Origin of the sequence: Sphingobium sp. ba1 (genome assembly GCF_000743655.1) — a bacterium.
GTDB lineage: Bacteria > Pseudomonadota > Alphaproteobacteria > Sphingomonadales > Sphingomonadaceae > Sphingobium.
This window is the reverse complement of sequence record NZ_JPPQ01000083.1, coordinates 376,098-400,026: the sequence shown is the minus strand read 5'-3', so window position 1 is coordinate 400,026 and position 23,929 is coordinate 376,098. Positions and strand designations below refer to the sequence as shown.

Sequence of the window (23,929 nt, the reverse complement as noted above, 5' to 3'; positions counted from 1 at the left end):
GACGGCAGATTCATGGTCGCCTGATCAGCCCACCAATTGCCGACCCCGTGAGCAATTACGATAATTCCGCTGCGGGGAAATGTTGTGTCGTGCATCTCCACAGCGACATGAAGATTGACTTCGCCGCGCCATATAGGGGTAAAAGCATATTCCAATCACGAAACACACGGTGCACTCTGTCTGGTACTTCAAGGTCACGTCCTGTCTATCACGGGCGAAAGACAGCATCTCCGTATCTCGTCCGCATATGGCGAGCGACCGAATGAAGATAGTGTCTCTGCCGCCACGTAGTCGGGCTGTGATAGACGCCAATCGCCATCCAGTAATTTCCGGTAGAGCGCAGGGCTGACAAGAATATCCACCTTGCAGCCTGCGCATTGAAGCAGGGATCAAAACGCAGCCAATGTCGAACCTGAATAGGTGAACGCCCAACAAGCGCAGCGATGCGAGGTGTCCACCAACTGTTGATCTGCAGGGGACCGAGATCATGAGAGCCATTGCTGTTACGAACCTCAGCGCCGACCCAGCCCGCTTCCTGATCGCGCAGGCCCCAAAGCGTTTTCTCCAGCCAGGGATGACCAAGCGAGGCTTGCAGAATGCAGGCGGCGATCCGCAATTCCTCCTCATTTGAGGACTTCGAAAATGCGGGGGTGGTGTACAGTGCCATAGTGATGACTGCAGTGCACACCAGCCTGAGGATGCCATATGACCTCATCTGACCCTCCGGATAGCGGTTCCAGGCGTAGTGATCGAATTGATCGGAACACTGTAAAGCCCAAGCACTGGAACTGGGCCACCTTTGAGAAATGCAAAGAGCGCTCTGCCCGAATTGATCTCGGCGGCGGCGCTACGAGCGAAAGAAGTCCAGCTGTCAGGCCCGGTCCTTCCAATGCGTCTGAAGGAAACTCTACACCTTCCGGTCTGGCGCGACGAACTGAATTCTAACCCATGCAGAGGCGGGACAGCGCCTGCGAAGCGCTTTCCCTGGGTCAGCTGAACGGCAAACTTACAGCGAAGCATAGGCAGTTACCTTATCGTTCGGGGCCGTGGGAGGGCTCGGGTCGAGGTGCAGGAGAATGATTTTCCCGGTTAATGCCGATTTTCGGCGCTCGTCCTTCGGCGCGCGCATGGTCGAGAATGCCTGCGAGAAACCTGTCGAGCACCTGCGCGATGTTCCGGGCACCGTCGGCAAGATGCTCAGCCGCGCCTCGGGGTGAGCGGTCACGATAGTGGAGTTGTCGCTCGAGCGCCCGATCGCGCCGCTCGTTTCGGTCTCGCTCCTGCTCGGCCCTCAAATTTTCCAGATGGCCTTCCCGGCGTTTCGAGAAGGCATCTACGCGGTCAGTCTTCAACCGGCCCAACCCTTCCGACGAAGACGTCTTCTCTCCTGATTGGCGCTCGAGCTTGGCAATCAGTTCCTTGACGTTGTTGGTCCATAGCCTGGCACCGAATGCCGCGCGGGTAATGGCGGTGTAAAAATTCTGGGCGTTGACCAGCGGCGATTCGACCGGCGCCAGCACGAAAACGCGCGGATAGGTTTTGGACTGTGCGGAATAGACCGTCTCTGCGTAACCATGATCCCAGGTCCGGTGTTCCGATAGATTAACCTGCTGCACGCGCCCATCTCGATCCCAGCGGATCGTCGCTAGCGGGCCATCAAGTTTTTCTGCGGTGCCGCGCTCCGCATTGCGTAGCCCGAGTTCGCGATTGACGAGCCGCCACTGGATACGGTCACCCTCCGCAATATCCCGCTCTTCAGGATTGAAGACATTGATGTGGCGGGCCTTCGTCGTCTGCGGATCCCAGCGTATGACGCGCCCCTGATCGTCGACGAGACGCACAACCTGGCGCCCATTGGCCTCCCGGCCTAGTCCAGCGACCCGATAGTCGGCGTGCCGTGCGATACCGAGGTCTGCAATGTCCCGCTCGAAACGCACCACCTGTCCTGCCCCGTAGAAACGGGCCATATGCTTCTGGACATCGGTCAAGCCCGCCGGGGCGAGAATGGAAAGCAGACTATCCTGGGCGGCCAGCCCATTCTCGTTTTTCAGCGCTTCGCGAATCTTGCTGTTAACGATCAGCCGGGTCGCATTGTCGAGGACGAGGATATTGGTACCGGCCCGCGTGTCCCGCTTGAGCCGTATCCAGGCATTGACGACCTGCTCCGCCATCTTTTCATTGTCGTCAACGGTGCTGACGCTATCGAGCTTAGCCAATGCCTCGGCAAAGTTCCCCGTCCGCGCAGCTGTGACCGCAGCCTTGATTGATTTCGTTTCCTGCCGCACGGCGTGCGTCAACTCGACCGTCGGCAAGCCCAGCCTTCGCATCAACCAGAAGGGTTTGCCCTGCTCGATCGCCCCGGTCTGTTTCTCGTCTCCGAGGAAAAGCAGCCGTGCGCCGGTTGTCCTGCTGATCTCCAGCATCCGCTGGGCCTGGCGGTTGCCGAGCTGCCCTGCTTCATCGAGAACCAAGACATGCCGGTCCGTGATCCCCTGCCCGCCGCGCGCGACGAAGCTGGCGACAGTATGGGACATGATGTTCGCCTTGCTTCCCAGTTCCGCAGCGGCCGATGATGTGGGTGCTAATGCAATCAATGTCGTTCCCGGCTCGGCCGCCTCGGCCAAGACTTTCACCAGCGTCGATTTTCCAGAACCGGCAACACCGTGAATTGCCGTGACCCGATCCCGCGTCAGCGCCGTCTCGACAAGTGCGCGCTGCTGCTGCGTGTTGAGCGACGCCCCGTCGAGCACGGCCAACAAGCGATCGCTCGAGGCGATGGGACGCGCGTCATTGAGGCCGAGCGCGATATGCTGGGTCAATGCCAGTTCCAGACGCCAGGACTTCCGGCTGGTGCGGCCACGGGTTAACACCCTGTCACCGGTCTGCGCATGGGTCGGCAGCAATTTGCGCAGGACCTCATGCGCTGCGATCCGGGGACGGATATCGTCGAGCCGGACTTCACCGACATAGGCAGCAAGACCAGTGCGCAAGATATCGCCTAAATTGTTGACCGCCTCGGATGTCTCCAGTTGCCGCAAGCCGAAAAGAGCCGCACGCGACGCATCGCGTTCCGTGGGCGCCGGATGCTCCCCTTCCCGACCCCGCGCCAGCGCAGCAACCTCCTGCAGCGTTTCGAGACGCTTGCCTGTCCGCTGATGCCATTGCGCGCTGAGTTCGGCCCCGCCGATCTTCACCTTCGCCTTGCGGGTGGCGTAGAAGGAAGCACGCTGGGCTTTCTGTCCCACCAGACCATGTTCGCGCGCATGGTCTTCAATCGCCTCGGCGCGCTTCGAGAATTGGTCGATCATCTCCTTCGGCACGCCTCGTATCTCGAACAATCCGGAACGCGGATCAGCATCGATTTCATAGCCCGCTTCGTGCAAGCCGAACGCCAGCGCGTTGCGATAGATCTGCCCGGCCACGCGCTGTTCGCCATACATGACCCGGCTTTCAAGGCTTGCCATCGGATCGCCATTCTCGCGGTTCGTCATGTTGAGCACGACAAGATGCGTATGCAGATGCGGATCAAGTTCCCGACTGCCATGCTCGGTAAAGCGGGCAACCAGGATCCGGCCCGTTGTTTCATGAACGATCTTGCCTTCATCACGGCGGCGCAGCTGCGCCTGCTCTTCCAGATAGGATATAGCCGCGGTCACCCCGCCCTCATGGGCGGCAAGCACGCGTTCGTCGCCTGCAACCAGCCCCATGATCGAAACCGACTTGGGCGCATTGACCGCAAAATCCCAACCGGGGTGATGCTGCATTCCACCGTTCGCACGGTGCCGCCCGAGTTGTTGATCGCGGACTTTTCCAGCAAGTAGGTCGCGCAGCAGCTTCGGATCAACAGCGCCGGAGAGGCCGAGATCGGCTGCCAGCTTCCCGACCCATGCAGACGGTTCATTGCCGCCCTTGGTGTAGTAATCGCCCACCGCATAGTAGCGAGCGATATTGGCTGGTTTGCCATGGAGACGTTGCGGCTGGATCATGCTGGCCTCGCCCGCTCACGCGGTCCGTCATCGCGGCCATGCTGGACAAGATCGGACCGGATTTCTCCCTGCTTGCCGGCAAGGATCGTCCAAAGATTGCGGGCGGGCACGGGAAGCTCGGCATTCTCGTCATTGAGCAATATATCTTCCACGCGCTGCGGGTCGATGTTCGGCGCTGGAGCCGTAAACAGATCCGGCTGGGGTGGTGGCGTCGGGGCGGGTTCCGAAGATGTCGAAGGCTTCGCTTGCTTGATCTCGCCATGTGTCGCTGGCGGAGATGCCTGCGTCGCTTCCCGCTCCATTGCTTCACGAACACGCGCTTCGGCATGGGCGATGCGAACGAGCATCCCGGCCTTGTCGATCTGAATGGGGGGCGTCGTGCGTTCGAGGAAAGCTGGTCCGAGCGATGGCACGTCGTTGAACCGGCTATCGAACCGCACCACGGGCAAATTGCGGCCGAAGCGCAGGAAGCCCACCAGATTGGGCAGGTTGGTCACCTCGGTCGACATGACCAGTGGCCGCGTCACCTGCATCCGCGACAGATTGACCCCATCGCGCATGTCGTTGACCCCATAGGACATGCCCTCATTGGCTTCGACCTGTTCGACCTGACCAAGGTTGATCGAAACATGCTCGGCGGTATCGGTGTCGTTCGCGCGCAGCGCCACCCAGGTCGAGCAATAGCCAGTGATCGCGGCCGCATCGTCCTTGCCGTAGGTCGCCTTGAGCTGGGGATAGGACTGGAAGCCCAATATGCCGCACCCCCCATATTTGCGGGCACGGGCAAGGAAATCCGAGAGCGACGGCAGCTTATGCAGCGTCGGGAGTTCATCGATCACGCAATAAAGCCGTCGGTCGCGATCGGGCGTCAGGCTCATGATGGCGCTGATGGCGATGTCGAGCCAGACGGTGATGAGCGGGCGTAGCGAGGGAAGCTGGTCGGCCTTCACGGTGATGAAGAGCCAGCTTCCATCAGCGCCTTTTTCCACCCAGTCTCGGATCGAGAAGCCGTCTTCGGTGTCATCGAGATAACCGAAACTGCGCATGACCGAAGCGAGTTCGGCCTGGATGCCGGCGGATGTTCGTTCGCCTTCGGTGCTGATGAAAGCGGCGGCGTCAGTTCCAGTCACGAAAGCGGCAAGGTCTTTCAGTTTCGAGCGCAGCAGACGGTCGAGCAGGACCGAGACATAGGTATGCTTCTGGCGCGCCAGCTTGCGCATGACCGCAACCAGCGTGCCCCGCGCCGCCTTCGCCCAGAAGGGATCGCCATGCTTGTCGGGAATGGTCGATTCCGCGATCTGGTCGTAATGATAATCGCGTGGCACATCGACCCAGGGCGACCAGCGCGCCGCGCGCTGGTCGAGCGGGTTGAGCAACATGTCAGTGCCCTGCCGATAGAATTTCTCGACGAAGGTCCCGGCGGTATCATAGACGATGGCGCGCCGACCCGATTTGCGGATGCCGTCGAGCATGCCGACGATGAGGTTTGTCTTTCCCGTACCAGGCGCACCGCACAGCAGGATATGCTCAGGCTCGTAAGCCTCAGGAACCGGCACATTGCCGATCACCAGTGGTCCCTTGGTCTGTCGCCATAGCGCACGTTTCACCTGGCGGATCGTGCCGAACCTTGCCCCTCGCAGATATTCGTTGGAGCCCAGGCCCCTACCCGTCCGGGTGAAGTAGAACCAGGCCCAGGCGAGCATGACAAAGGTGAACAGGCCAGAGAGCAGTGCGCCATGCAGCAGATAGCCTTCGAACGCATGGAGGGTCTTTTTCGTGAGGGTGGAGGCAACCAGCCAGTCTGCCGATGTCCAGTAGGCCTGGCCTTCGGGGGTGCGAAACTGCACCGGATCATTGGTTCCGGCGGCCGCATCCACCTTGATCGTGGCCTCAGCCAGTTTGACCAGAACGAACCGCTCATATTCGGTCGACTTCTCGAACGCATACCAGAGCGTGCCGATGATCCAGATGATGAAGCCCGCTAATATGGTCTGATAAAAGACCTGGGTCGTCATGCGGACATTGTGGACGATCGCCTGGCCACCGCGCGTCCAGGAGCCTAATGTGTCGTTGCGAAAGATGCTCATGGGATATCCTCCCCGCCAAGCAGTCCGCGTTCGGCAAGGATCATTCGGGCCTGCGCCATGCCCTGCTCGAGCGCGCTCGGAGATTGCTGGCCGACGGACGTCGCGACTATCGATAGGATCTGGATCGACGTGGCGAGTATCTCATCCTGGGAGGAGAAGACATAGCGTTTGCGCTCATCGACCGCCTGCTCAAGTAGCTGACGGATGAACCCCGATAAGGACAGGTTCGCACCGAGCGCACGGCGCATCAAGGCGGCATGCAGCGATTCATCGAGGCGGAAATTAAGCTTGGGCAAGCGAAGGGTCTCCTTATCCGGAGACCTTCGAAAATATCATGAAGCGGTCGCATATTACCGGAATGGCAATATTGGCGCAAGCCGCCCTATCACCAGATTGATCCAGAGATTTAGCGCTGAGAATAGGTGCCGTCATAAAAACAGGCTGAGCAGCTCGGTCAGTTGCCTCTGATGATGATGGACGGCGGCGGGGTTCCGCCTGTCTCCTCGCGGTGGCGACGGATTTCGCCGATCCCCAGTCTGATCCTCCTGGCTACTACGTCCGACATGCGCCGCACCTCACTGGGCGTATCGAGACCAGGGACGCCCTCCAGAAACTCGGTCAGCAAAATCGTGAGCATCTGACAGACTTCTGCTGTCCCGATATAGAGAGTATCCCCCTTGCCCGCTTCCGGGGCGTGTTGCCTTTGCGCCGACACTTCGCAGATGGCTTTGACCACCGCCCGGCGGAGGTCGCTGATATAGTCCTCGTTCAATTCCGTCATGGCGCTATCCTTTTTGCCGCGACAAAAAGACCATGAATTTGGCCAGGACTCAACGGGCGTCGCCCCGACGGTTCCGGGGACACAGCATTCTGGGATCCTCAATGGCGTACGACGCGTATCACAAAATTCCCGAAGTCGTTTCAATAAGATAGGTTGGACCAAGTGAGCGTGGTGTTTCGCGTACGACAGCCCACCGGTTCGACGTGAGACGTGTGATACAGACTTATCTCGATGTTTTTAGGGCATAATGCGCCCGCAGCACCCGTGCGTAGGGTCCATTACAAAACGGCCTTGCGCCGTGCGTCCCGCCTTACGCAGCGCGCTCGCGCTGCGCTGCCTCGTGCCGGTAGGCGCGGGGCAACCTTTCTGCTGATTTTCGGGGGCCGATATCGGGTGGTTTGAGGGTAGAGCTCATGGCCTTGTTCTCCCAGAATGTAAAAAAGGAAGCCGTGCATCAGGCCCGGTCCCGAGAGCGTGATTACCGTCATCAGGAGATTTAACGCCGGGCTTCGCATGCCAGCATCGCTGCCTCGCCGGCGCGCCGTACACCCCGCCAGTTCCCCAGGAAGCGGCAAGCCGCTCTTGCTTTGGCCCGTCGATATGGCACAGTTGCGTGTGACGGGCAGCCCATCGGGGAAGGACGATGGAAATGCCAAAGATGACCGAAAGGGATCGGCTTGCCGATCTCGAAACACGTCAGCGCAAGCTGACAGAAGATCTGGAAACCGCCCGCCGCGCTCTGCGCGGCAAATATGCGGCCATGGTGAACGACGTGCCGATAGAGACGCTTACGGAACGTGAGTTCCGCGAACTTCTGATGCAGGCGATCCGGGTTGGTGGCAGCGCAGCGCTGACGGCCCTGAAAAAGTTGCCGCCGATGACCTGACCCGCCGCGAAGCAGCAATCTGAAGATGACCGGCAGGGGTGGAGCATAAGAAGCCCATTCCTGTCGGTATCACAGCGCAGGATGACGATACGGCCTTCCGGGCAAACCAGATAGGGACGAAGCATCCCCGTTCTGCACATCGACGGATATCGGCGAGACTTCCCCTGCTCCGATTGTTCTAGATGATAAAGCCATAGGAGGCATTCCGCGCTATGGCCCTCCCTACCTCTGATGGTCACGCTGAACGTTTTCGCGATGCCCCGCCCTTCCAAACCGCACCCGAAGGGTGTCCCTGCGACGAGCACGGCGAAGCCGCGCGCAGGAGGCCGGGACCGCGCTGGCGGTTCCGCATCGCGTCCGCGACGGGCCCGCTTGCGGGTCCCTGAGCGGGGGCGAGTGCTGCGCTCGAAAAAAGAAATGAGGACCGGCCCGGTAAACCGGACCGATCCTCTCGGGCGTCACTGCGCTTCCCATTCCTGATCGCTGAGCCTCACAAACCGCGCCGGGATACGCTTCTCTCTGACCAGTCGCGCGAGGTGTGATTGCAGTCCCGACCCTTCGCAGACCAGCGCTTCGACGGGTCGGAGGCCCACCATCTGCTCGTTGCGGACAAAGCCCGCCCGTTTGCCAAGCTTTGCACTGAGCCGGAAGGTGATGAGCGTCACCTTGCGCGATGCCGCCCACGCGGCCGCCATGGCGTCGCACCCCTTGTCCTGCGCAGTCGTCGCCAGCACCATCGCTGGGTTTCGGGATTTGGCTTCATCGAGCTTGCCCCAGATGAGACGGTCGTCAAACCAGCATTCCGCTCCTCCTGAGAAGATCACGACGGGTCCTTGCGGATTGTGCGCGTCGGTTTTGCGCTGGCGACGGGCGGCGAGGAAATCGGTGGCGGCAATAACCGACGCGGTGCGCTTGCTCGATACCAGCGACCCCTTAGGCGCGGACCATGGCCGTCCGGTTTCGGTGTGAAAGATGTCAGCGGCATGGTCGCGCATGCACCGCAGCGCATCGGTAGCTTCGTCGAGATATTCAAGTTCGTCGCGTGCCTGTTCGAGTTCGACGCTGTGGATTTCGCTGCCATCGGCGCGACGCAGCAGGTCCTGGACCTCGCGTATCGCCTTGTCGGCCTGGCCCTCCCACTGGTCAGCGACGTGATGGAAGCTGTTGACGATGCCCCATGCCAGGCGTTGCGCGGCGGGTTCCAAACGCGTGTCGCGCAGGACATCGAAAAGTGTCGTGACGATCAGTTCGACGGCGAGTTGGGCATCCCTCGGATCGGGCATGTCGGTCGCCATCTCCTCACCGCCTCGCCCGATGCGGACACCATCTAGATCGGACGCGAAGGCGGCGTGGAAATCGTCGGTGGTGGCCGCTGTCTCCTGCGTGATGAATGCGGCGATGTCGGAAAATGTGCGGTCAGACTGGTTGATCTTCGTCATGTGAACCTCCTGTTGAAACGAAAGAGGTTCCCCCTTGGGCACGGGCTCCGAGCGGCGGGGTCAAGGATCGCGGAACGCGACCGGCGCAGCCGGCGATGGGGGTCACGATTTTTTGGGGCGGCCACCATGGTCGAGTGAGAAGCGCGGCGCCTGACCCGCCCCAAAAAATGGTGGGGCCCCGTCGTCCTTGAGGCCGACGCGGTCCCGTGCCACCCTTGGAATTCTTGAGAGAGAGAGAAGAGGCGTTGCGAATCTGGGGCTCGATGCCCCTGATTCGCAAATGGGTGCCTCCTGGCGATGGCCTCGCAGGGAAGTGCCGGCAACGCTTGCCCTGATCGCCGAGGTAGCATCTGTTCCATTAAAAAGGGGACAACACGCGTAGTGCTGTCCCCGAACGGAATGCAAACGATGTATTGTCAGGCGGCGCGGCGACGTCGGCTGCGCAGGGGCGGAGTGACCTTTTCGACCGGAACCTGATTGGCCTTGCGGAAGGCATGGATCGGAACGCCGGCCTTGCGCAGGGCCTGATAAAGATTGGCCTGAATACCCGATCCCTCACCCAGCAAGGCTTCGACGGGTTTCAGGTCCACAAGCTTGCGATTGCGAGCGAAGGGCGCACCGCGCCCCGACCCCGTCAGCGAATATGTCACAAGTTGCACCTCCCGATTGCCAGCCCAAGAGGCCACGATTGCGTCGAAGCCCTTGCGCTGCGCGGTCGTCACCAGCGTCATATGCGGGATGCGTTCGAGGATGGTGTCTAGCCGATCCCAGAGCAATTGCCAGTCATGCCACTCGGCATGGCCTGAGGCGATAACGATCGGTCCACGGGGACGGTACCGCTCCCGTTCGGCCAGTTCACGGGCGCGCAGGAAATCCTGTATCGATACTTGCGTGGCGGTAGCCGCCTTCGAGACACGCGATCCGCGAGCCGGCGACCAGGGGCGACCAGACAGCACGCGGAAAGTTTCGGCGGCATAATCGCGCATACACTCGACCGCCTCGCGCTGTTCGGTCAGCGACTGGCACAGGAGCTGTTTCTCCTCCAGTTCGCTGTTGAAAACCTCGGAAGGCTCGATCCGCCGGATCATATCGCGCAGCTCATTGGCCAGCATGTCTTCCTGTCGTTCAAGCTTGCCAGCGACGAAGTGGAAGCTGTTGACCATGCCCCAGGCGATCTCGGGCGCAAGCGCGTCGAGGCGGGTATCGGTCAAGAGATCGAAGATGGTGGCGATCACACCCGCGCAATCAGCCTGCGCGTGGAGCGGTTCGGGCATATCATGCTCGCCCGGCTCGTCGCCCGGCGTGATGATCGAAAGCGGGATGGGATCGCCAAAAGCGCGTTTGAATTCCGGTGTCGCCGTCATCTGTGCAAACAGTGTCGGCAGGTCTGCGAAGTGGCTGATACGCCGCGAATGGTCATGGGTCATGGTACTTCTCCTCATCATGGAAAAGGAAAAAGGGGCGCGAACGCGCAAAAGCGTCCCGCCCCATTATGTCGATCAGTGCATGTTCGCCCGTACGCTGGCGAAAGCGGTTGAGCGCGTCAGGACGGCATCTACGATTTGCGCCGCATGGGGCGCAAAGGGCGTGCCTTCGAGCAGGTCATAGATAGCAGCGATGATCTCGCCGCATGTTACGCCGCCAGGTATCTCCGGCGAGCGGACCGCAAGCGTGTTTTGGGGTGCCAGCAGATCCCGGATAGCGGGACTGGCCATGATCGCGGCGCAGAGCGCCGAGAGATCGGACAGCGGCGCAACGTCATGAAAAGAAGGAAGCGGCATGGACTGTCTCCTCATGCGAAGAAAGGAAAAGGGCCGGGGAAGCCTGACACCTCCCCGGCCCCGAACGGGTTCCGATTAACGGGTGATCAGAACGGGTCCTCCTCGCCGAACGCTGCGCCCGCACCGGCTAGCTCGCCGTCAGCCCCTGCGGTGCTGTCGCCGAAGCCGCCTTCGTCGCGCGAACCGCGATCGTCATAATTGGTGCGGCTGGTCCCCATGCTGCCCCCGAAGTCGGAGCGCATGGTGTCGCGCCGCCATGCGACCATGTAGCCGCCATGATCGGCCGGGAAGAGCGCGATCGGCAGCGGTTCAGGCAGGCTGGGATCGTCGATATTGCCGGCAAGGAAGACCTCGCCGGTGCGCTTGGACGCAGCCTCCCACAATGCGCCGACCTGAACCCAGCGACGCGCGACGTTGAGCGCCAGGATCTCATAGACCGGAGCCTTCTCATTCTCGCTCATGACCTTGCGCAGCCCGATGCGCGGGAGATCGATCGTGCGAGTGGCGATCGAGCCCGTCAGGCGGCCGTTCTGATTGAAGATTTCACCGATGTTCATCGTCTTGACCTTTCGAATGTCGCTCGAAATCCATTTTCCGGCGACACCCTCCCCGTCCCTTCTCTCCTCTCTTTCCCGCCCTTGCCCCGCGCGCCGCCCGCCCCTGGAACAGCGCTCCACATCCTCCGGCGCGACGCTCTCCCATTCCCTCCACGCGCAACGCCACGCCAGGCCAAAATTCTGCGCAAACCTGCAGTACGACGAGGCCCGAATGCCGACGAGCAGGCGACGGCCACGTTGAATTGGGGGGTGAGGCTGGAGGCGCGGCGGTAGCCGCGTTGGCGCCAGGGTCGAGCGGGTAGTGGTAGCGGTGCGCGAGGCAAGATCAGGTGGCACCTACAGGCAGAACCGACAGCCTTGCGAGGACCGGCACGGACCGGTGCGTTTCCAGTCTCGAGCGATCAACTGATGGCGGCGGACCGCATAGCGGAATCCTCGGAGACATTGATCGCATTGGCAGGCAATGAGGAGCAGGCCTGTCCGGCATTGAAGCGTTCGATCCAGGTGCCGATATGGGCACGGCGTTCGATCGGGACAGCGGCGGCCGCACGCTGGAATTCGAGAAGATCAAGCGGAGCATTGGCTACGATCTCGTCAATCTCGGCAGCATCGAGCAATCCCTCGGCCCGAATGAAGACCGTCATCGATCCGGGGCGCTTCCGGGTCGATTTGCGCCATAGTCCCTCTATCGTGCGCAGGCGTGGCGCCGCGCGGGATTCGAGCAGCACGATAAGGCGCAATTCCTCGCGCGGCAGCGCGCGCACTTCCGACACCTGCATGGCGGTACAAAAGAAGCACGAGCTTTTATGGAAAGCTGGCAAGCCCTATTCCGCTATGACACGCTCGCAATCTTCACGCGTAAAGCCCCAATCCCGCAGTGGATATCGGTATTCATAAAGATCTGAGATATGCCCTTCGCGATGGGCGTAACGCTGATTGTCACGGGTCGAGCAGTCATAACCAATGAGCCGGACGACCTTCTGGCCATTGGCCCAGGCATGCTGTGCCGCAGGCCAGGCCTTGACCCATTTGTCCTGCGGGGAAATTTTATGCCGCGCCGAACAACTATGCTGCCCGAATGCGATCGACGGCAATGTGCCATTGGTTAAACAGGCATCGAGAAGCGAGGTATAGGGCGGCCAGTGCTTGAAGAATCTGGGCTGATATTCGACAATCTCATTGGGAACGCCATGATCGTCCATCCACTGACGGAAGACAGGGATAAGCCGGCGGGTATGAGGCTGCTCGGGCATTGCCGCCAACAAGGTCATGTCAGGGATTTCGCCCCGACGGACAAGTTCGATGATCATCGCGGTCGAGTTGGTGCCTGCCCCCCATGCTGCGACCGCGGGCGCACGCTTGCCCGCGCTCATGCCGCCATTGCCAGCCAGCGGTCCGGCCAGACCGGCGGCCTTGTCGTTACCCGATAGGCCTGAAGGGGCACGATCCCGCGAATGACATAATGTGGGATGCCCGTGTCCCGCCGGAGGTTGAGAGCGATTTTATAGGCGTGATCGAATGAGCATAAGCGGCGCCGGCAAGGTGACAACCGGGCGGGCAGATCGGACGAGGGCATCAGGGCCTCCATGCTGGAATGGGTTCAGGCGGCGATTGACCGGTCGGCATCGACCGCCGCAGCAGATTTCAGTGCAAGCAGGCTTTGAAGCGTGACGGGTGTGCGATTTGCCCGCCGGGTCCTGGGGCCTCGGGAGGGCCTGGCCGGATCATTGAACCGACAGCCGATACGCGCAGCGCGCTTGCCGATGACGGCGGGATCGCGGCCGAGCGCCTGGGCGACATCGACCATCGAGATGCCATGGATCCAGGCGTTACGGATCGCCCGGTCCTCATGCGCGCTGAACGCGCGCATGAAGCCATGCACCAGCCCCAGGCGATTGGCATGATATAGGACAGCGCGCACGCCGCGACCAAGGTCTTTGGCAATGTCCCGTGTCGGGACCTTGCCATAATCCGCTCGCAACCGGGCTTCTTCCCCGGCCGTCCAGACAGGTCCCCGCCGAAACCCGTCGCGGCGGACATGCGTGCCGCGCAAGCCAAGCGCCTCTGCACGCCAGCGGATGGAATGCGGGCTGCGGCCAAGCCGCTCCCGCAGGGGCGTAAGGCTCGCCCCGGTAGCGTAGGCGTGGCGCAGCAGCTCGTCTTCCTCGATGATCCACGGCCTGCCCCACCCTCTGCCGTAACCCAGTTTGCGAAGGCGTTGGCCAAGGCTGCGACTGTTCCGGGTCGGAAAACCTTCGGCGGCAAGCGCCTGCGCGATGGCGACATAGCGCGCGCCGGTGGCCGCGAGTGCGAGTGCGCGAGCCATTTCCGCGTCGCTCCAGTCGTCTGGCTGGCCGGCATGGCGCAGACCCAGCGCCGAAGCGCGGGAGATGACGCCAGCGAAGGGACGGCCGATGAGGCTGGCAATCTGGGCGACGGGAACACCCTTGGCGTACCCGGCGCGAAGCTGTGCATCTTCCCAACCGCTATAGGGCGGCGATCCCGGTTCTGAGAGTCCGAGCAGTTGGGCACGGGCATATAGGGCGCTCACACCGCGGCCGAGGCGGGCGGCCAGTGTCGCGGTTGGTTCGTGCGTATAGCAGCGCGCCAATTCCTCATCCTCCCACGCGATCCAGGATCGCCGCGAGTTTCGGCGAAGGCCAAGATCATAGATACGCGTGGCGATGCTGGCACGCGATCGGCCCAGCATTGTGGCAATCTCCTCTAGCGTGCAGTCATCGGCGAAGGCGGCCCGCAGGCGCTGTATTTCATCGGGGAGCCATGCGTCGGCACGGAAAGCCAGCTCGGCAAGTGGCGCGGTTGTACCCGTTTGCTGGTCAGGGACGAACGGGGTGAGTTCGACGATATCAGCGTCGAGATCGAAGCTTGTCTCTTTCATGGCACTCTCCGTTCAGACCAGGCCGATGACGGGCGTATCGACGACACGCAGGCGCAACCGGGCCGACAGCCGCGCGATCCGCGTATCGCCGCGCGGCATCGTGTCGGACGCACCGATCGCGGCGAGCAGGTCGAGCCCGGCATCGATATCGTTCGCAGGCAGGGCAAGGTGCCGCACCAGATCGTCCGCCGTGGTGGCGTTGGGTGCTATGCTGCCCAGTGCGCCGACAATCCGTGCTGCGGCGGGGGCGGCGGGATCGAGGAGGAAGGCGTCGAGCGCACGTTGGCCTCGCATCGTCACCCGATCGCCCTTTGTCGGCATGACCTCGCGCAGGGCGTCAAGATCAAGCAGGGTCCGGCTTTCATCGGCATCAAGATCGGCGGCAGCGACGAGATCGGGCGTGCGCCCGATATGGGGAGTGATCGTGGTATCGATCTTCGCCAGCACCGGCGTTGCCGCGAGCGCGGGGCCAAAGGCGAAGAATTCGCCGGGCGGAAGCTGGCGCAGCAACGCGGCCTGTTCACTGCCGAACCCGAGAAGATCGGCAGCGCGCGCAACATCGCGGTCGAAGACATTGAGGCCGATCAGATGATTGTGCAGTTCGGAAACCACCGAACTTGCGAGCTTGGCGAGACGCTGGGTCGCGATTATCGTGCCAATGCCGCGCTTGCGACCCCGCGCGCACATATCCGTCAAGGTGGCGACGCCCAGACGGCGGGTCTCCGCGTCGCGGGCCGAGGCTGCCATATGCGGCGCGAGCAGATGCGCCTCGTCGATACATACCAGCACAGTGTGGCCCCAATGTTCGCGGGGTGTCGAGAGAAGGCCCGCAAAGAAGGCCGCCGCTTTCTCGATGCGATGATCGGGCTCCAGATCGGTAAGGTCGAGATGGAGGGCGATACGATGCTGCCGCGTTCGCAGCGCGAGCGCTGTGAGACCATCATTGGCATATTCGCGTGCGATGACCGTCGTTGCGCCGATATGCGTAGCAAGGTTGGCGAACTCGCCTTCCGGGTCGATGATGATGGTGGTGAGATAATCGAAGGCTTCTTCGATGATCCGGCGCAGCGTGTGGCTTTTGCCCGCGCCCGAAGATCCCTGAATCAGACAGCGCCCCGACATCAGCTTGCCGAGATCCAGTTCTAGCGGACCCGTCGAAGAGCGGCCGAGCGGGACTTTCGTGTCACGAGTGAAATCATGGTTGGCGATGGTCATCTGATGTCCTTCTTCACCCGGCGTCGCGCAGAGCGGCCGGAGATGCTGGTCGAGGGAATGGGCTTGACGCGATAAGTGGCCTGGCGGCCTGGCAATCAGGAATGGCTGTGCTGCCATCCTTTGAGCGGCTGTTGGGACAGCGTGGCGTCCTTTTCACAGGCCTCGCAAAAAGCTGCGTCGAAGACAGCGCCAAGCGCCCAGTCCTGGGCATCATCGTCCCAGCGCGCCCAGGCATCGCGCATCACCTCGGCGCTGCCACATGCAGAACAGCGGATCGTGATCCTGGCAGCGGGGTTTGCGGCATTGACCGATTTCCCGGCGTCGCCTGTTGCCTCCCCCTGCCCGGCCGCGAAGACCGGGAACCGATCGGAAGGCGGTTCATCACGGTCGAAGCTCAGCCAATTCGCTCCAGCCTTGCGGGCGTCCGACAGCAAAGCCCAGAATTCGGGCGAAAGCCCATCGGGGCGATCGGGCCAGTCATCGATGAAGCCAAGATGGACCCAGAAGCCATATTGATGGGCCTCGATCGACAAGATCGGATGATCGACGATGATCCGGCCGCTCCTTCGCGGCGCGTGCTGGATCAGCCGGTCGATGGCGTCATTCTCGGCGCGGGGAAGATGCGCTGTTGAACAGGCGCAGACGGGGAAGCGGCGCATGGCCGGTCTCCTTGATTGGGTTGGGACAGGGGTGACAGGCGCGGCGAGCAAACTCGGGCACCCTTTCAATTCGGCAAGAAATCGACCGTGATGGCACCGCGCTCGGCGTGAATGACGATCTTGCGATCGAGCGGGATCAGCCAGCTCAGATTATCCCATGCGCTCATGTTGATGGCTTCGAGGGTGGCAGCGTCCTCCCCAAGGAGGATATGCGTAGCGTGCTGCCGCGCCTCGCGTTCGAAGGATCGCGACTGGGTGTCCCAGCTGTCGCAGTCGCCATCATCAGCCCCACAGAAGATCGTCGCATAGATCATGCGGCTCAGTCTGTCCGGGGTGATACCATCATCGCGCGTGGCCAGGATGATGGCCTCCTCAATATCCCAACCGCCATTGCGGCAGACGAGCGCCGGGATTTCGATGGAATGGACGCTGCGTGGCGCGTCCGTGCGACCGGTTTCACAAACCGTCAGCTCGATGACGATCCGGTCGACCAGGCCACAAGCGAAATCGGCGGGGAGACACATGTCGTCGTCGTAGCGATGGACGGAGCCTTCCCGGTCGATGCGCAGTGAAATATCCCTGATCACCGGGAGCGTGTCATACCAAGCGTAGCCTTGCAGCGCGTCTTCCGCCTCGACGAGTTGCACGTCCTGGGTGGGCGGTTTGCCCCGCGCCAGCGCAAGCGCCTGCGCAATATCGGGCTCCAGCGCCGGCACGATCAGCATTGCGCCTTCAGGAGCGATCATGCGGCTGCTGCGTCCATGACAATCGTCAGCGGTCTGCGGCCGCCAGATCGCCAGCCCTGAGCGCGCCTGCGGCAGCGTAACGCCCAGCTCGCACGCCCGCTGCCAGGCGGTAAAGGGCAGCCGATGGTCCGGTCGGGTCGCGATGGCCTTGTACAGGATTTGCTCGGCAGCGTCGCGAAGCGCCTTCAATGCCGCGTTGTCGATGACCTCCTTGCGCGCCGGCAGAACCATATGAATTTCCGGCGCATCCATAATATCGATCCGGACCGTCCAAAGACTGCCATTGTCTTTTTCTTCCCGAACCGTCGGCAAGGCGCATTTGACGCGGTGCCCGTGAAAATTGATGCGTTGGTCTCTTGGCCAATCAGGATCCCGGTCATAGACACCGATACGGCAGCCGCAGGCGTTTTCGACAAATATGGCGTCCTTGAGGAAGTCTTCGCGGGGCAGCAGCGTTTCGTTCAAGGTGACCGGTAAGGGATAGTGACGGGCTGCATCGGCGACGACCGCAGACAAGCCTTGCTTCCAGTCGGGCGGCAGTTCGATCGAGATCAGCGTGCCCCAACCGATCATGGCCGGGGCGATGGCAAGCGGCGCGCCGCTGTCCCATGCGTCTGCCGGAATCTGGACTTTCCAGGCCGCGCCCGCAGAGGGAGAGAAGGGCTGGATTTCGACCGCGCGGCCGGCAAGGCTGAACATGCCCATGCCGGCCGGGTCTTCGCTACGCGCGATGTCATCGCCCCAGCCTGAATGTCCCAACATCAGCAGGGCGGCTGGATCGTCGATGCCGCAGCCATCATCCCGGATGTGCAGCAGGGATCGGCCGTCCTGTTCGGTCAGATCGACCGTGATGCAGGTGGCGCCGGCGCGTCTGGCATTCTGGAACATCTCATGAAGGCAGTCCCGGCTGTCGCCCGAAAAAAGGCGGGACGCGCGGCGGATCGCGTCCGGGCTGACGGCGCTATGGATCGTTGTTGGAAGGGGCATGGCGGTCTCCCTGGTTCCGGACTGGAACCCATCATCCCTCCCCTCTTCCTTCCCTCCGTTCGTCTTCCAGGGCCATGACGCCCGCGGGTGCCACTGTGCATCCGATATTGCGGCAGCGGTCGTGGACTGCGAAGGACAAGGAATGCCTCAGGATCTGGATTCGCAACTCACCGACTTTCTGCGCCGCATGCCGGACTGGATGCGCCGGGACATCTCTGCAGCCGATCCCGCGCGGCGCGAGCGCGCGGAAGAGGCGCTGCACGCCATGCTGCTTGCGCTGGTCAAGGGGACAGGACGATCGGGCGGTGAAGACATCTGATGGCGACCTCTGACAGTGGTAAACGCGGCACCGGCAGGGTGACGCTCGATGCGATCCAAGCGCTGGGACCAGCGCGCCTTGCCCGGCTTGTGCTAGCCCAGGCCGAGCGTGACGCCGTCTTCGCCCGCGCGGTTCGCATGGAGCTGGCGGCGAAGGACGATAGCGGGGCCCTGGCCCACGAAATCGACAAGCGGCTGAAGACCATTCGGCGTTCGCGCGGGTTCGTCGAATGGGACAAGGTAGGTCCGCTCGCGCGCGAACTCGACCAGTTGCGGGAAACCATATTGGGACCACTGGCCGAAACCTCGCTGAGCCAGGCGGTCGACAGCATGAAGCTGCTGCTGAGCCTTGCCGAACCAGTGTTCGAAAGGTCCGACGACAGCAGCGGTTCGTTGGGCGCAGTGTTCCGCCAGGGAGGCGAGGATCTGGGACTGCTGTGGGCCCGAGCCGATGCACCCGATGTCGAGCAGCTCGCCGGGGATATTTTAACGCTGATTGAAGGGGATGGCTATGGCGTGTTCGACGACCTGCCGGACGCAGCCTCCCCGGCTCTGGGACAGACAGGCCGCGCAGCCTTGCGACGGATGCTGCTGGAGCGGCAGGCGGGGCTGACCGGCCCGGAGCGACGGCAATTCGACTATAAGGTCGGGTGGCTGTTGCCCAAGCTCGCCGACCTCGACGGCGATGTGGACGCCTATATTGCAACAGTCGATCCTGATCGGCGCAATACGCTGCTCAATGCGCAGGTTGCCGCCCGATTGATCGCGCAGGGTCGTGCGGCAGAAGCTCTCGACTGGATCGATGCTCCGGTTGAGCGCTGCCATAATGAGCGCGAAATCGCCGATCTCAAATTACGCGCCTTTGAGGCGTTGGGCCGCAGGGACGATGTGCAGGCGCAGCGCAAGGCGATCTTCGACCGTTGGCTTGACGCTCAGGCGCTACGCGAATGGCTCAGGGCTTTGCCTGATTTCGAGGATGTCGCTGCGGAAAGGCAGGCCCTTGATCAGGCCATGGCATATGATCGGGCGACATCGGCACTGGCGTTCGTGGTTGCCTGGCCCGATCTCAAGCGCGCTAGCAAGCTGACCAGGGAAAGGCTCGAAGGTCTGGAAGCCCGGGCCTATGACATTCTGCGTCCTGCCGCCGAGGCATTATCTCAGATCGATCCAGGCGGGGCCACCCTGCTTTATCGCCGACTGGTGACTGGCGTGCTCGACCGGGCGAGTTCGAAATACTACCCCTATGCCGCGCGGGACTTTGCAGCCGCGACGGATTTGGCCGACCGTATCGCAGGCGATGTCGATGTCGTACCGCATGATGACTGGCTGGCCGATCTTCGCAAGATTCATGGACGCAAGATCGGCTTCTGGAATCAGGTCGCGGGGAAATTCGGATAATCGCGGAGAAGCCGGGGCGGCCAGATTGGAAACCTCCCTACCAATGGTGGAGCGGCAGTCCGTCGACGTCACTGCCGTCACAGTCGAAGAGCAGGAACTGGAAACCGTGCGCGCGGCCGAAGGCGATGAGCCGCAGCAGATCCTGCGGCAATTGCGCACGGCGGTCATCATCAATGGCGCGCGTCGGCACGAACCAGCCATAGACCGAAGCCGCGATGTCGATCGGTCGATCACTGGGCGGCCAGGACGCCCATTTATCGAGGCATGAGGCGGTATGAACCGTCAGATGGGCGGTCGATAGTACACAATAGCGGCCTTGCTCGATCGATCCGGCAACAAGGGGAGACGGGTGTGCGACGGACGCAATACGCATGCGGTCCTTCGTGCAGCTTTCCGACGGATGACATTCGAAATAGATTGATATCGCTTCTGTGTCGGACAGGGTATCCGGGTCGCGCGCGTCGTCGATCTCGCTCCAATATTCACGGCAATAAGCAGCGATTTCCACGTCGAGAGCCATCGCATCGACTGCGACGTGGATATTCATTCCATGTCGATGTTCAATCACGGCAGTGTGGACCTCTATCGCCAGATGGTCCTCATGGCTGGTCCCGATCGCGGTTTGGGGGGGTGCGTCATATCCTATAGGTGGAAACGACGTCGATCTGACGTACCGAACGGGCGCAGTTGCGCGAATGACCGGACTGCGCGGATCTGACCAGTCGATCGTGTCGGCAATCCAACGGGGCACGAAATCCCAATCGAACGACAACGGATATTCGCCTTCTATTGTACGCCATGCGGACTCCACCGCATCGACCCAGCCTACCACGATCAGACGCAGCGCCGCCGTGCCGAGCGTATCGACGCATTTGCGCAAGGCGAGCGCCAGACTGCTTGCATCGGGAGTGGTCTCTGGCCGATCGCGCAATTCAAGGACGGCTTCCCAAAGACAAGCAGCGGTTTCGAGATGGGATAATGTGTAGCGGGTCATGGAGATGGCTCCAGGGGAAGGTGGCACGAGCCCACGGTTCGGACAGCGGCTGGATCGGCACACCCGTCCCAGGATTCCGGTTCGGAAGTTCTGTCATCGAGATTGATCTCAGAGCATGATCAGGCCGTGCGGACAGTGGCTGTTCGGCTGAGGTCAGGAATGCGCGCATCGTCATAGACGCTGTTTACCGACATCTGCAGCGCCTGTTGCTCCGCAGCAAACCAGGTGGATGCAGGAACGGTGTAAGTCTCGGTGGCATAGTATTCGCCGCCGCTGAAGAAGGCGATGTCGACGATAAATTGCGGCAGGGGAAGGGACGAATGGGCGCGCATGGCGGCATCCTTTCATGACAATGGCCACCCCGGCGCTTGACCGGGATGGCGAGGAAGAAGGTGGAGAAGGCATGAGAGCGGCGGCGCCGGGCCTCAAAGCGCCTGTTCGAGCAGCTTTCTGGCCTTGTTCTCCAGGTCGAGGCGGCTGTCCTGATGCGGCTTCGATCGGGCCAGCGCCGTTATACCCTGGACGAAATCATAGATGGATTCAGGCGGACGGCCTTCCTCGGCCAGCACGGTCTGGATGATCTTTGCCGTCTCGGCCCTGGAAAAGCCGCGTTTGCGCAGGAAGGGTTCGCGCTCTTCTTCCTTGCGCGCGACGATCCGCTCGCGAGCGGCCTTGATGCCGGAGATGAAATGCGACGGCGAGGAGTTTGCGAAATGCTCGAGCGCGGGCGCGGCCTGATGCGCGAAACGGGCACCGGCGAATTTCGAGTGGCGGATATTGACCTCCTCGAAATTCTCGACACCCCACAGGCACCGGTTGGCGCACACGCCGCGCAGATAGAAAGTCGCGATCCCGAGCGTTTTGGAGCCGACTTCACTGTTCCAGGCGTAGAACCCTCGAAAATAAAGGTCGGGATCGCCATTAGGAAGCTTGCCGGCCTCGATGGGGTGCGTGTCGTCCACGAGGAACAGGAAAATGTCCCGGTCCGATGCGTAGAGCGTGGTCGTCTCCCTGGTGATATCGACATGAGGGTTGTAGGTCATGCTGCCCCAGTCGATGGTTCCGGGCACCTTCCAGCGCGTGTCGCCGACGCCATCGCCGGCAAAGGCCATCACCGCCTGGACCAGTTCCCAGTCGAAGATCCTGCCATATTCCGACCCGGTCGCCGCCCGCAATTCGGTGCGACCATTCTCGGTCTGGAGCAGTTTAACCTGCTCGCCCCGGTGGTTGATCAACCCATGCTGCAGGTTGATGCCGGCAAGCGCGGCAGGCAGCTGGCGCAGATAAGAGGCCGGGGCACCGACGAGACTTGCTACCTGGCCAAAGGACCAGTTAGTGGGTGCAAGCGGTCGATCATCGCCCGGCGCCACCAGCATCAGCCGCTCTGGATTGTCGCTTTTCGCCTCGACCCGGATCGAGCGGCTTTCAACGATACGCGTGGTCGCACGGTCCGCGCGGCCGCGCACGGCATCATAGAGACTGGTCAGCGAGAGATATTTCTCGTCGTCGGGACGGGAGAACCACTCGGACGATACGCGGCTGCTCATGCGTCCGCGCGAGACATCGATCCGATAGGGCGCCGTAACGCGGGGGCTTTCGTTCATGGGGGCAAGGGTCGCCATGGAAATCGTCTCCTTGAGATGCAGAGCGACAGGTGCTTCACCGCTCCTGTCACATCCCCGCCCCTCCCTTCCCTTTCGCGCACCGCGATATTGGGTTCACGAGACCCCGACCGGCGGCAGCAGGTACGACGGCGGCTTGTATGTTTTACAAATTGGCGTATATGTTCAACGAAAGGAGGCCATGATGGCGACGAAGCATGAGGATCATCTGTCTCAGCGACATGAAGCGGTCGTGGCCGCTGCCAAGGCGGCGGGTTTACTGTCGGGCACGAACAGCGCGGTCGGCGCCCGCGTGCCACGCGAACTCATCGATCGCGCCAAGATGCGCAGCGGCATCGCCTCGACCACCGATCTTGTCGAATATGCGCTCGCCAAAGTGGCGCTTGAGGATGATTTTGGAGCCAGGCTAGTGCGCCGAAAGGGCACGATCCCTGCGGATATTGCGCTTGGGATTTGATCGCAAGGCCTCGTTGCGCCGGATCAGGCCGCAGCGATCTGGTGCCAGGCTGTCGCGACGACCCGAAGAGGCATTGCCGCTTGTTCACAAGGCAGCTGTCATAGGCCGCGAGCTTCTGCTCGACACGTGCGTCTATATTGATGTGCTTCAGGGCAAGACACCGGTTGAAGTAGATTGTTTGCTGGAAAACCGGATCGTCAATCATTCCTGCGTGGCGCTTGCCGAAATGACCCACCTGATGGGCGCGCTCGATCCTGCCGACAAGCGCACGGCGTCGGTGCTCAAGACCCTGGGACGGACAATCGACGATATCCCGGAGCATCGTCTGAGCGCCCCCTCCTCCCGCATGTTCGGAGAGGCCGGTATGCTGGCAGGCATGGTCACACGGCTTTGCGGCCAACCCCATTCGATCGCCCTGCTCAACGATGCCCTGCTGTTTCTGCAGGCTGCGGCGACCGGCTGTGACCTGCTGACCGGCAACCGGCGCGATTTCGATTTTTTCGATCAGATCATTCCGGGGACGGGCGTCATCCTGTATTGACCCGTCACATAGGCACGGGAAACCGACCATCATCTCGACGGGCAGGATCGGTCAGGCAACATGCCAGCAGCACCAGCGTTCAGCCGCCTGTCGTGGACTGAGCAGGCCATGATTGTCGGCACACCATGTACGGAAGGAAGGATCGAGCGCGAGCCCCTGATCGGCGAGCCGGTCGATGACGTCCTGCATGAAGCGATCGACTGGAGCGATGGCGGCCCCGGCTCGAGCATGAGCGACCGCAGCCTGAAGTTGCGTCACCATTTTCTCGGCTTCATCGATCGAAATATCCTCGACGGCGCGTAATCCGCCGCGCGGTCCGCAGATGGCCAAAGTTATGATTGCTGTGCCAGACGGAATCCGGCCCAGAGCGTCGATATGGACATGTCGGGACATGCCAATCTCCTATGATGTGAGGCGCGAGAATGTCAGAATAGGCTCAACTGTCGCGGCATCGATCGCTGCGATGCCCCTGGCTCGTGCGATGGCGGAACGGCGCCTTGCGATGGTGATGTCGGGCCGATCGCGATGGTCGCGCGTTGGGCGGTCTCAGCCACGGGTTCACGACGTTGGCGAAGG

24 protein-coding genes are annotated in these 23,929 nt (G+C 61.8%); 6 read left to right on the top strand and 18 right to left on the bottom strand.

Annotation, left to right across the window (positions count from 1 at the left end):
- Positions 1-208 precede the first annotated feature (208 nt).
- From IL54_RS23510 to IL54_RS21205, 5 genes are all read right to left on the bottom strand, one after another.
- Positions 209-667, bottom strand: coding sequence for a lytic transglycosylase domain-containing protein (locus tag IL54_RS23510; RefSeq protein WP_076605632.1), 459 nt, complete (start codon positions 665-667; stop codon positions 209-211).
- Between the two features lie 364 nt (positions 668-1,031).
- Positions 1,032-3,986, bottom strand: a complete 2,955-nt coding sequence (gene mobF / locus IL54_RS21220) for a MobF family relaxase (RefSeq protein ID WP_037480238.1) — start codon at positions 3,984-3,986, stop codon at positions 1,032-1,034.
- Complete coding sequence (locus tag IL54_RS21215) at positions 3,983-6,073, bottom strand: type IV secretion system DNA-binding domain-containing protein (RefSeq protein WP_037480236.1); 2,091 nt, start codon at positions 6,071-6,073, stop codon at positions 3,983-3,985. Before IL54_RS21215 ends, mobF begins: the two co-directional genes overlap by 4 nt.
- Positions 6,070-6,369, bottom strand: coding sequence for a CopG family transcriptional regulator (locus IL54_RS21210; RefSeq protein WP_019052756.1), 300 nt, complete (start codon positions 6,367-6,369; stop codon positions 6,070-6,072). Before IL54_RS21210 ends, IL54_RS21215 begins: the two co-directional genes overlap by 4 nt.
- Before the next feature lie 158 nt (positions 6,370-6,527).
- On the bottom strand, positions 6,528-6,854 hold the full coding sequence (locus tag IL54_RS21205) for a hypothetical protein (protein ID WP_037480232.1): 327 nt from the start codon (positions 6,852-6,854) through the stop codon (positions 6,528-6,530).
- A 649-nt stretch (positions 6,855-7,503) separates the two neighbouring features.
- Here IL54_RS21205 and IL54_RS21200 point away from each other — a divergent pair.
- A complete protein-coding gene (locus tag IL54_RS21200; RefSeq protein ID WP_037480723.1) occupies positions 7,504-7,740 on the top strand; it encodes a hypothetical protein in 237 nt (78 codons plus the stop codon).
- A gap of 458 nt (positions 7,741-8,198) precedes the next feature.
- Here IL54_RS21200 and IL54_RS21195 read toward each other — a convergent pair whose 3' ends face one another.
- From IL54_RS21195 to IL54_RS21155, 10 genes are all read right to left on the bottom strand, one after another.
- On the bottom strand, positions 8,199-9,179 hold the full coding sequence (locus IL54_RS21195; protein ID WP_037480230.1) for an SLOG family protein: 981 nt from the start codon (positions 9,177-9,179) through the stop codon (positions 8,199-8,201).
- Between the two features lie 416 nt (positions 9,180-9,595).
- Positions 9,596-10,606, bottom strand: coding sequence for a DUF2493 domain-containing protein (locus tag IL54_RS21190; RefSeq protein WP_037480228.1), 1,011 nt, complete (start codon positions 10,604-10,606; stop codon positions 9,596-9,598).
- Positions 10,607-10,678: 72 nt separating this feature from the next.
- A complete protein-coding gene (locus IL54_RS21185) occupies positions 10,679-10,960 on the bottom strand; it encodes a hypothetical protein (RefSeq protein WP_037480226.1) in 282 nt (93 codons plus the stop codon).
- Between the two features lie 86 nt (positions 10,961-11,046).
- Positions 11,047-11,517, bottom strand: coding sequence for a DUF736 domain-containing protein (locus IL54_RS21180; protein ID WP_037480224.1), 471 nt, complete (start codon positions 11,515-11,517; stop codon positions 11,047-11,049).
- A 401-nt stretch (positions 11,518-11,918) separates the two neighbouring features.
- The gene (locus IL54_RS25590; protein ID WP_237748981.1) at positions 11,919-12,338 is read right to left on the bottom strand and encodes a hypothetical protein; all 420 of its coding nucleotides are present in this window, start codon (positions 12,336-12,338) and stop codon (positions 11,919-11,921) included.
- A gap of 3 nt (positions 12,339-12,341) precedes the next feature.
- On the bottom strand, positions 12,342-12,890 hold the full coding sequence (locus IL54_RS25585; RefSeq protein ID WP_237748980.1) for a hypothetical protein: 549 nt from the start codon (positions 12,888-12,890) through the stop codon (positions 12,342-12,344).
- A gap of 227 nt (positions 12,891-13,117) precedes the next feature.
- Positions 13,118-14,416, bottom strand: coding sequence for a hypothetical protein (locus tag IL54_RS21170; RefSeq protein WP_037480222.1), 1,299 nt, complete (start codon positions 14,414-14,416; stop codon positions 13,118-13,120).
- Between the two features lie 12 nt (positions 14,417-14,428).
- Complete coding sequence (locus IL54_RS21165; protein WP_052027830.1) at positions 14,429-15,631, bottom strand: ATP-binding protein; 1,203 nt, start codon at positions 15,629-15,631, stop codon at positions 14,429-14,431.
- Positions 15,632-15,726: 95 nt separating this feature from the next.
- Positions 15,727-16,290, bottom strand: coding sequence for a DUF5983 family protein (locus IL54_RS21160; protein ID WP_052027829.1), 564 nt, complete (start codon positions 16,288-16,290; stop codon positions 15,727-15,729).
- 65 nt (positions 16,291-16,355) lie between these two features.
- Complete coding sequence (locus IL54_RS21155) at positions 16,356-17,609, bottom strand: ATP-binding protein (RefSeq protein ID WP_237748979.1); 1,254 nt, start codon at positions 17,607-17,609, stop codon at positions 16,356-16,358.
- A 556-nt stretch (positions 17,610-18,165) separates the two neighbouring features.
- Between IL54_RS21155 and IL54_RS25140 the strand changes: the two genes are divergently transcribed.
- A complete protein-coding gene (locus IL54_RS25140) occupies positions 18,166-18,342 on the top strand; it encodes a hypothetical protein (RefSeq protein ID WP_193378917.1) in 177 nt (58 codons plus the stop codon).
- The gene (locus tag IL54_RS21150) at positions 18,342-19,739 is read left to right on the top strand and encodes a DUF6880 family protein (protein WP_037480216.1); all 1,398 of its coding nucleotides are present in this window, start codon (positions 18,342-18,344) and stop codon (positions 19,737-19,739) included. The genes IL54_RS25140 and IL54_RS21150 overlap by 1 nt, the downstream gene beginning before the upstream one ends.
- A gap of 37 nt (positions 19,740-19,776) precedes the next feature.
- Here IL54_RS21150 and IL54_RS21145 read toward each other — a convergent pair whose 3' ends face one another.
- The 3 genes from IL54_RS21145 to IL54_RS21135 form a co-directional block, all read right to left on the bottom strand.
- Entirely contained in the window at positions 19,777-20,733 is a 957-nt protein-coding gene (locus tag IL54_RS21145; protein ID WP_037480213.1) for a DUF5983 family protein, read from the bottom strand.
- Positions 20,734-20,852: 119 nt separating this feature from the next.
- Positions 20,853-21,065 (bottom strand): hypothetical protein, encoded by a 213-nt coding sequence (locus IL54_RS21140; RefSeq protein WP_037480211.1) that lies wholly within the window; start codon positions 21,063-21,065, stop codon positions 20,853-20,855.
- 93 nt (positions 21,066-21,158) lie between these two features.
- The gene (locus IL54_RS21135; RefSeq protein WP_037480208.1) at positions 21,159-22,355 is read right to left on the bottom strand and encodes a hypothetical protein; all 1,197 of its coding nucleotides are present in this window, start codon (positions 22,353-22,355) and stop codon (positions 21,159-21,161) included.
- 181 nt (positions 22,356-22,536) lie between these two features.
- Between IL54_RS21135 and IL54_RS21130 the strand changes: the two genes are divergently transcribed.
- The 3 genes from IL54_RS21130 (at position 22,537) to IL54_RS25580 (ending at position 23,656) form a co-directional block, all read left to right on the top strand.
- Complete coding sequence (locus IL54_RS21130; RefSeq protein WP_237748978.1) at positions 22,537-22,812, top strand: hypothetical protein; 276 nt, start codon at positions 22,537-22,539, stop codon at positions 22,810-22,812.
- 73 nt (positions 22,813-22,885) lie between these two features.
- A complete protein-coding gene (locus IL54_RS21125; RefSeq protein ID WP_088189801.1) occupies positions 22,886-23,353 on the top strand; it encodes a type II toxin-antitoxin system VapC family toxin in 468 nt (155 codons plus the stop codon).
- A gap of 108 nt (positions 23,354-23,461) precedes the next feature.
- The gene (locus IL54_RS25580; protein WP_043151699.1) at positions 23,462-23,656 is read left to right on the top strand and encodes a hypothetical protein; all 195 of its coding nucleotides are present in this window, start codon (positions 23,462-23,464) and stop codon (positions 23,654-23,656) included.
- The last annotated feature ends 273 nt before the right edge of the window (positions 23,657-23,929 follow it).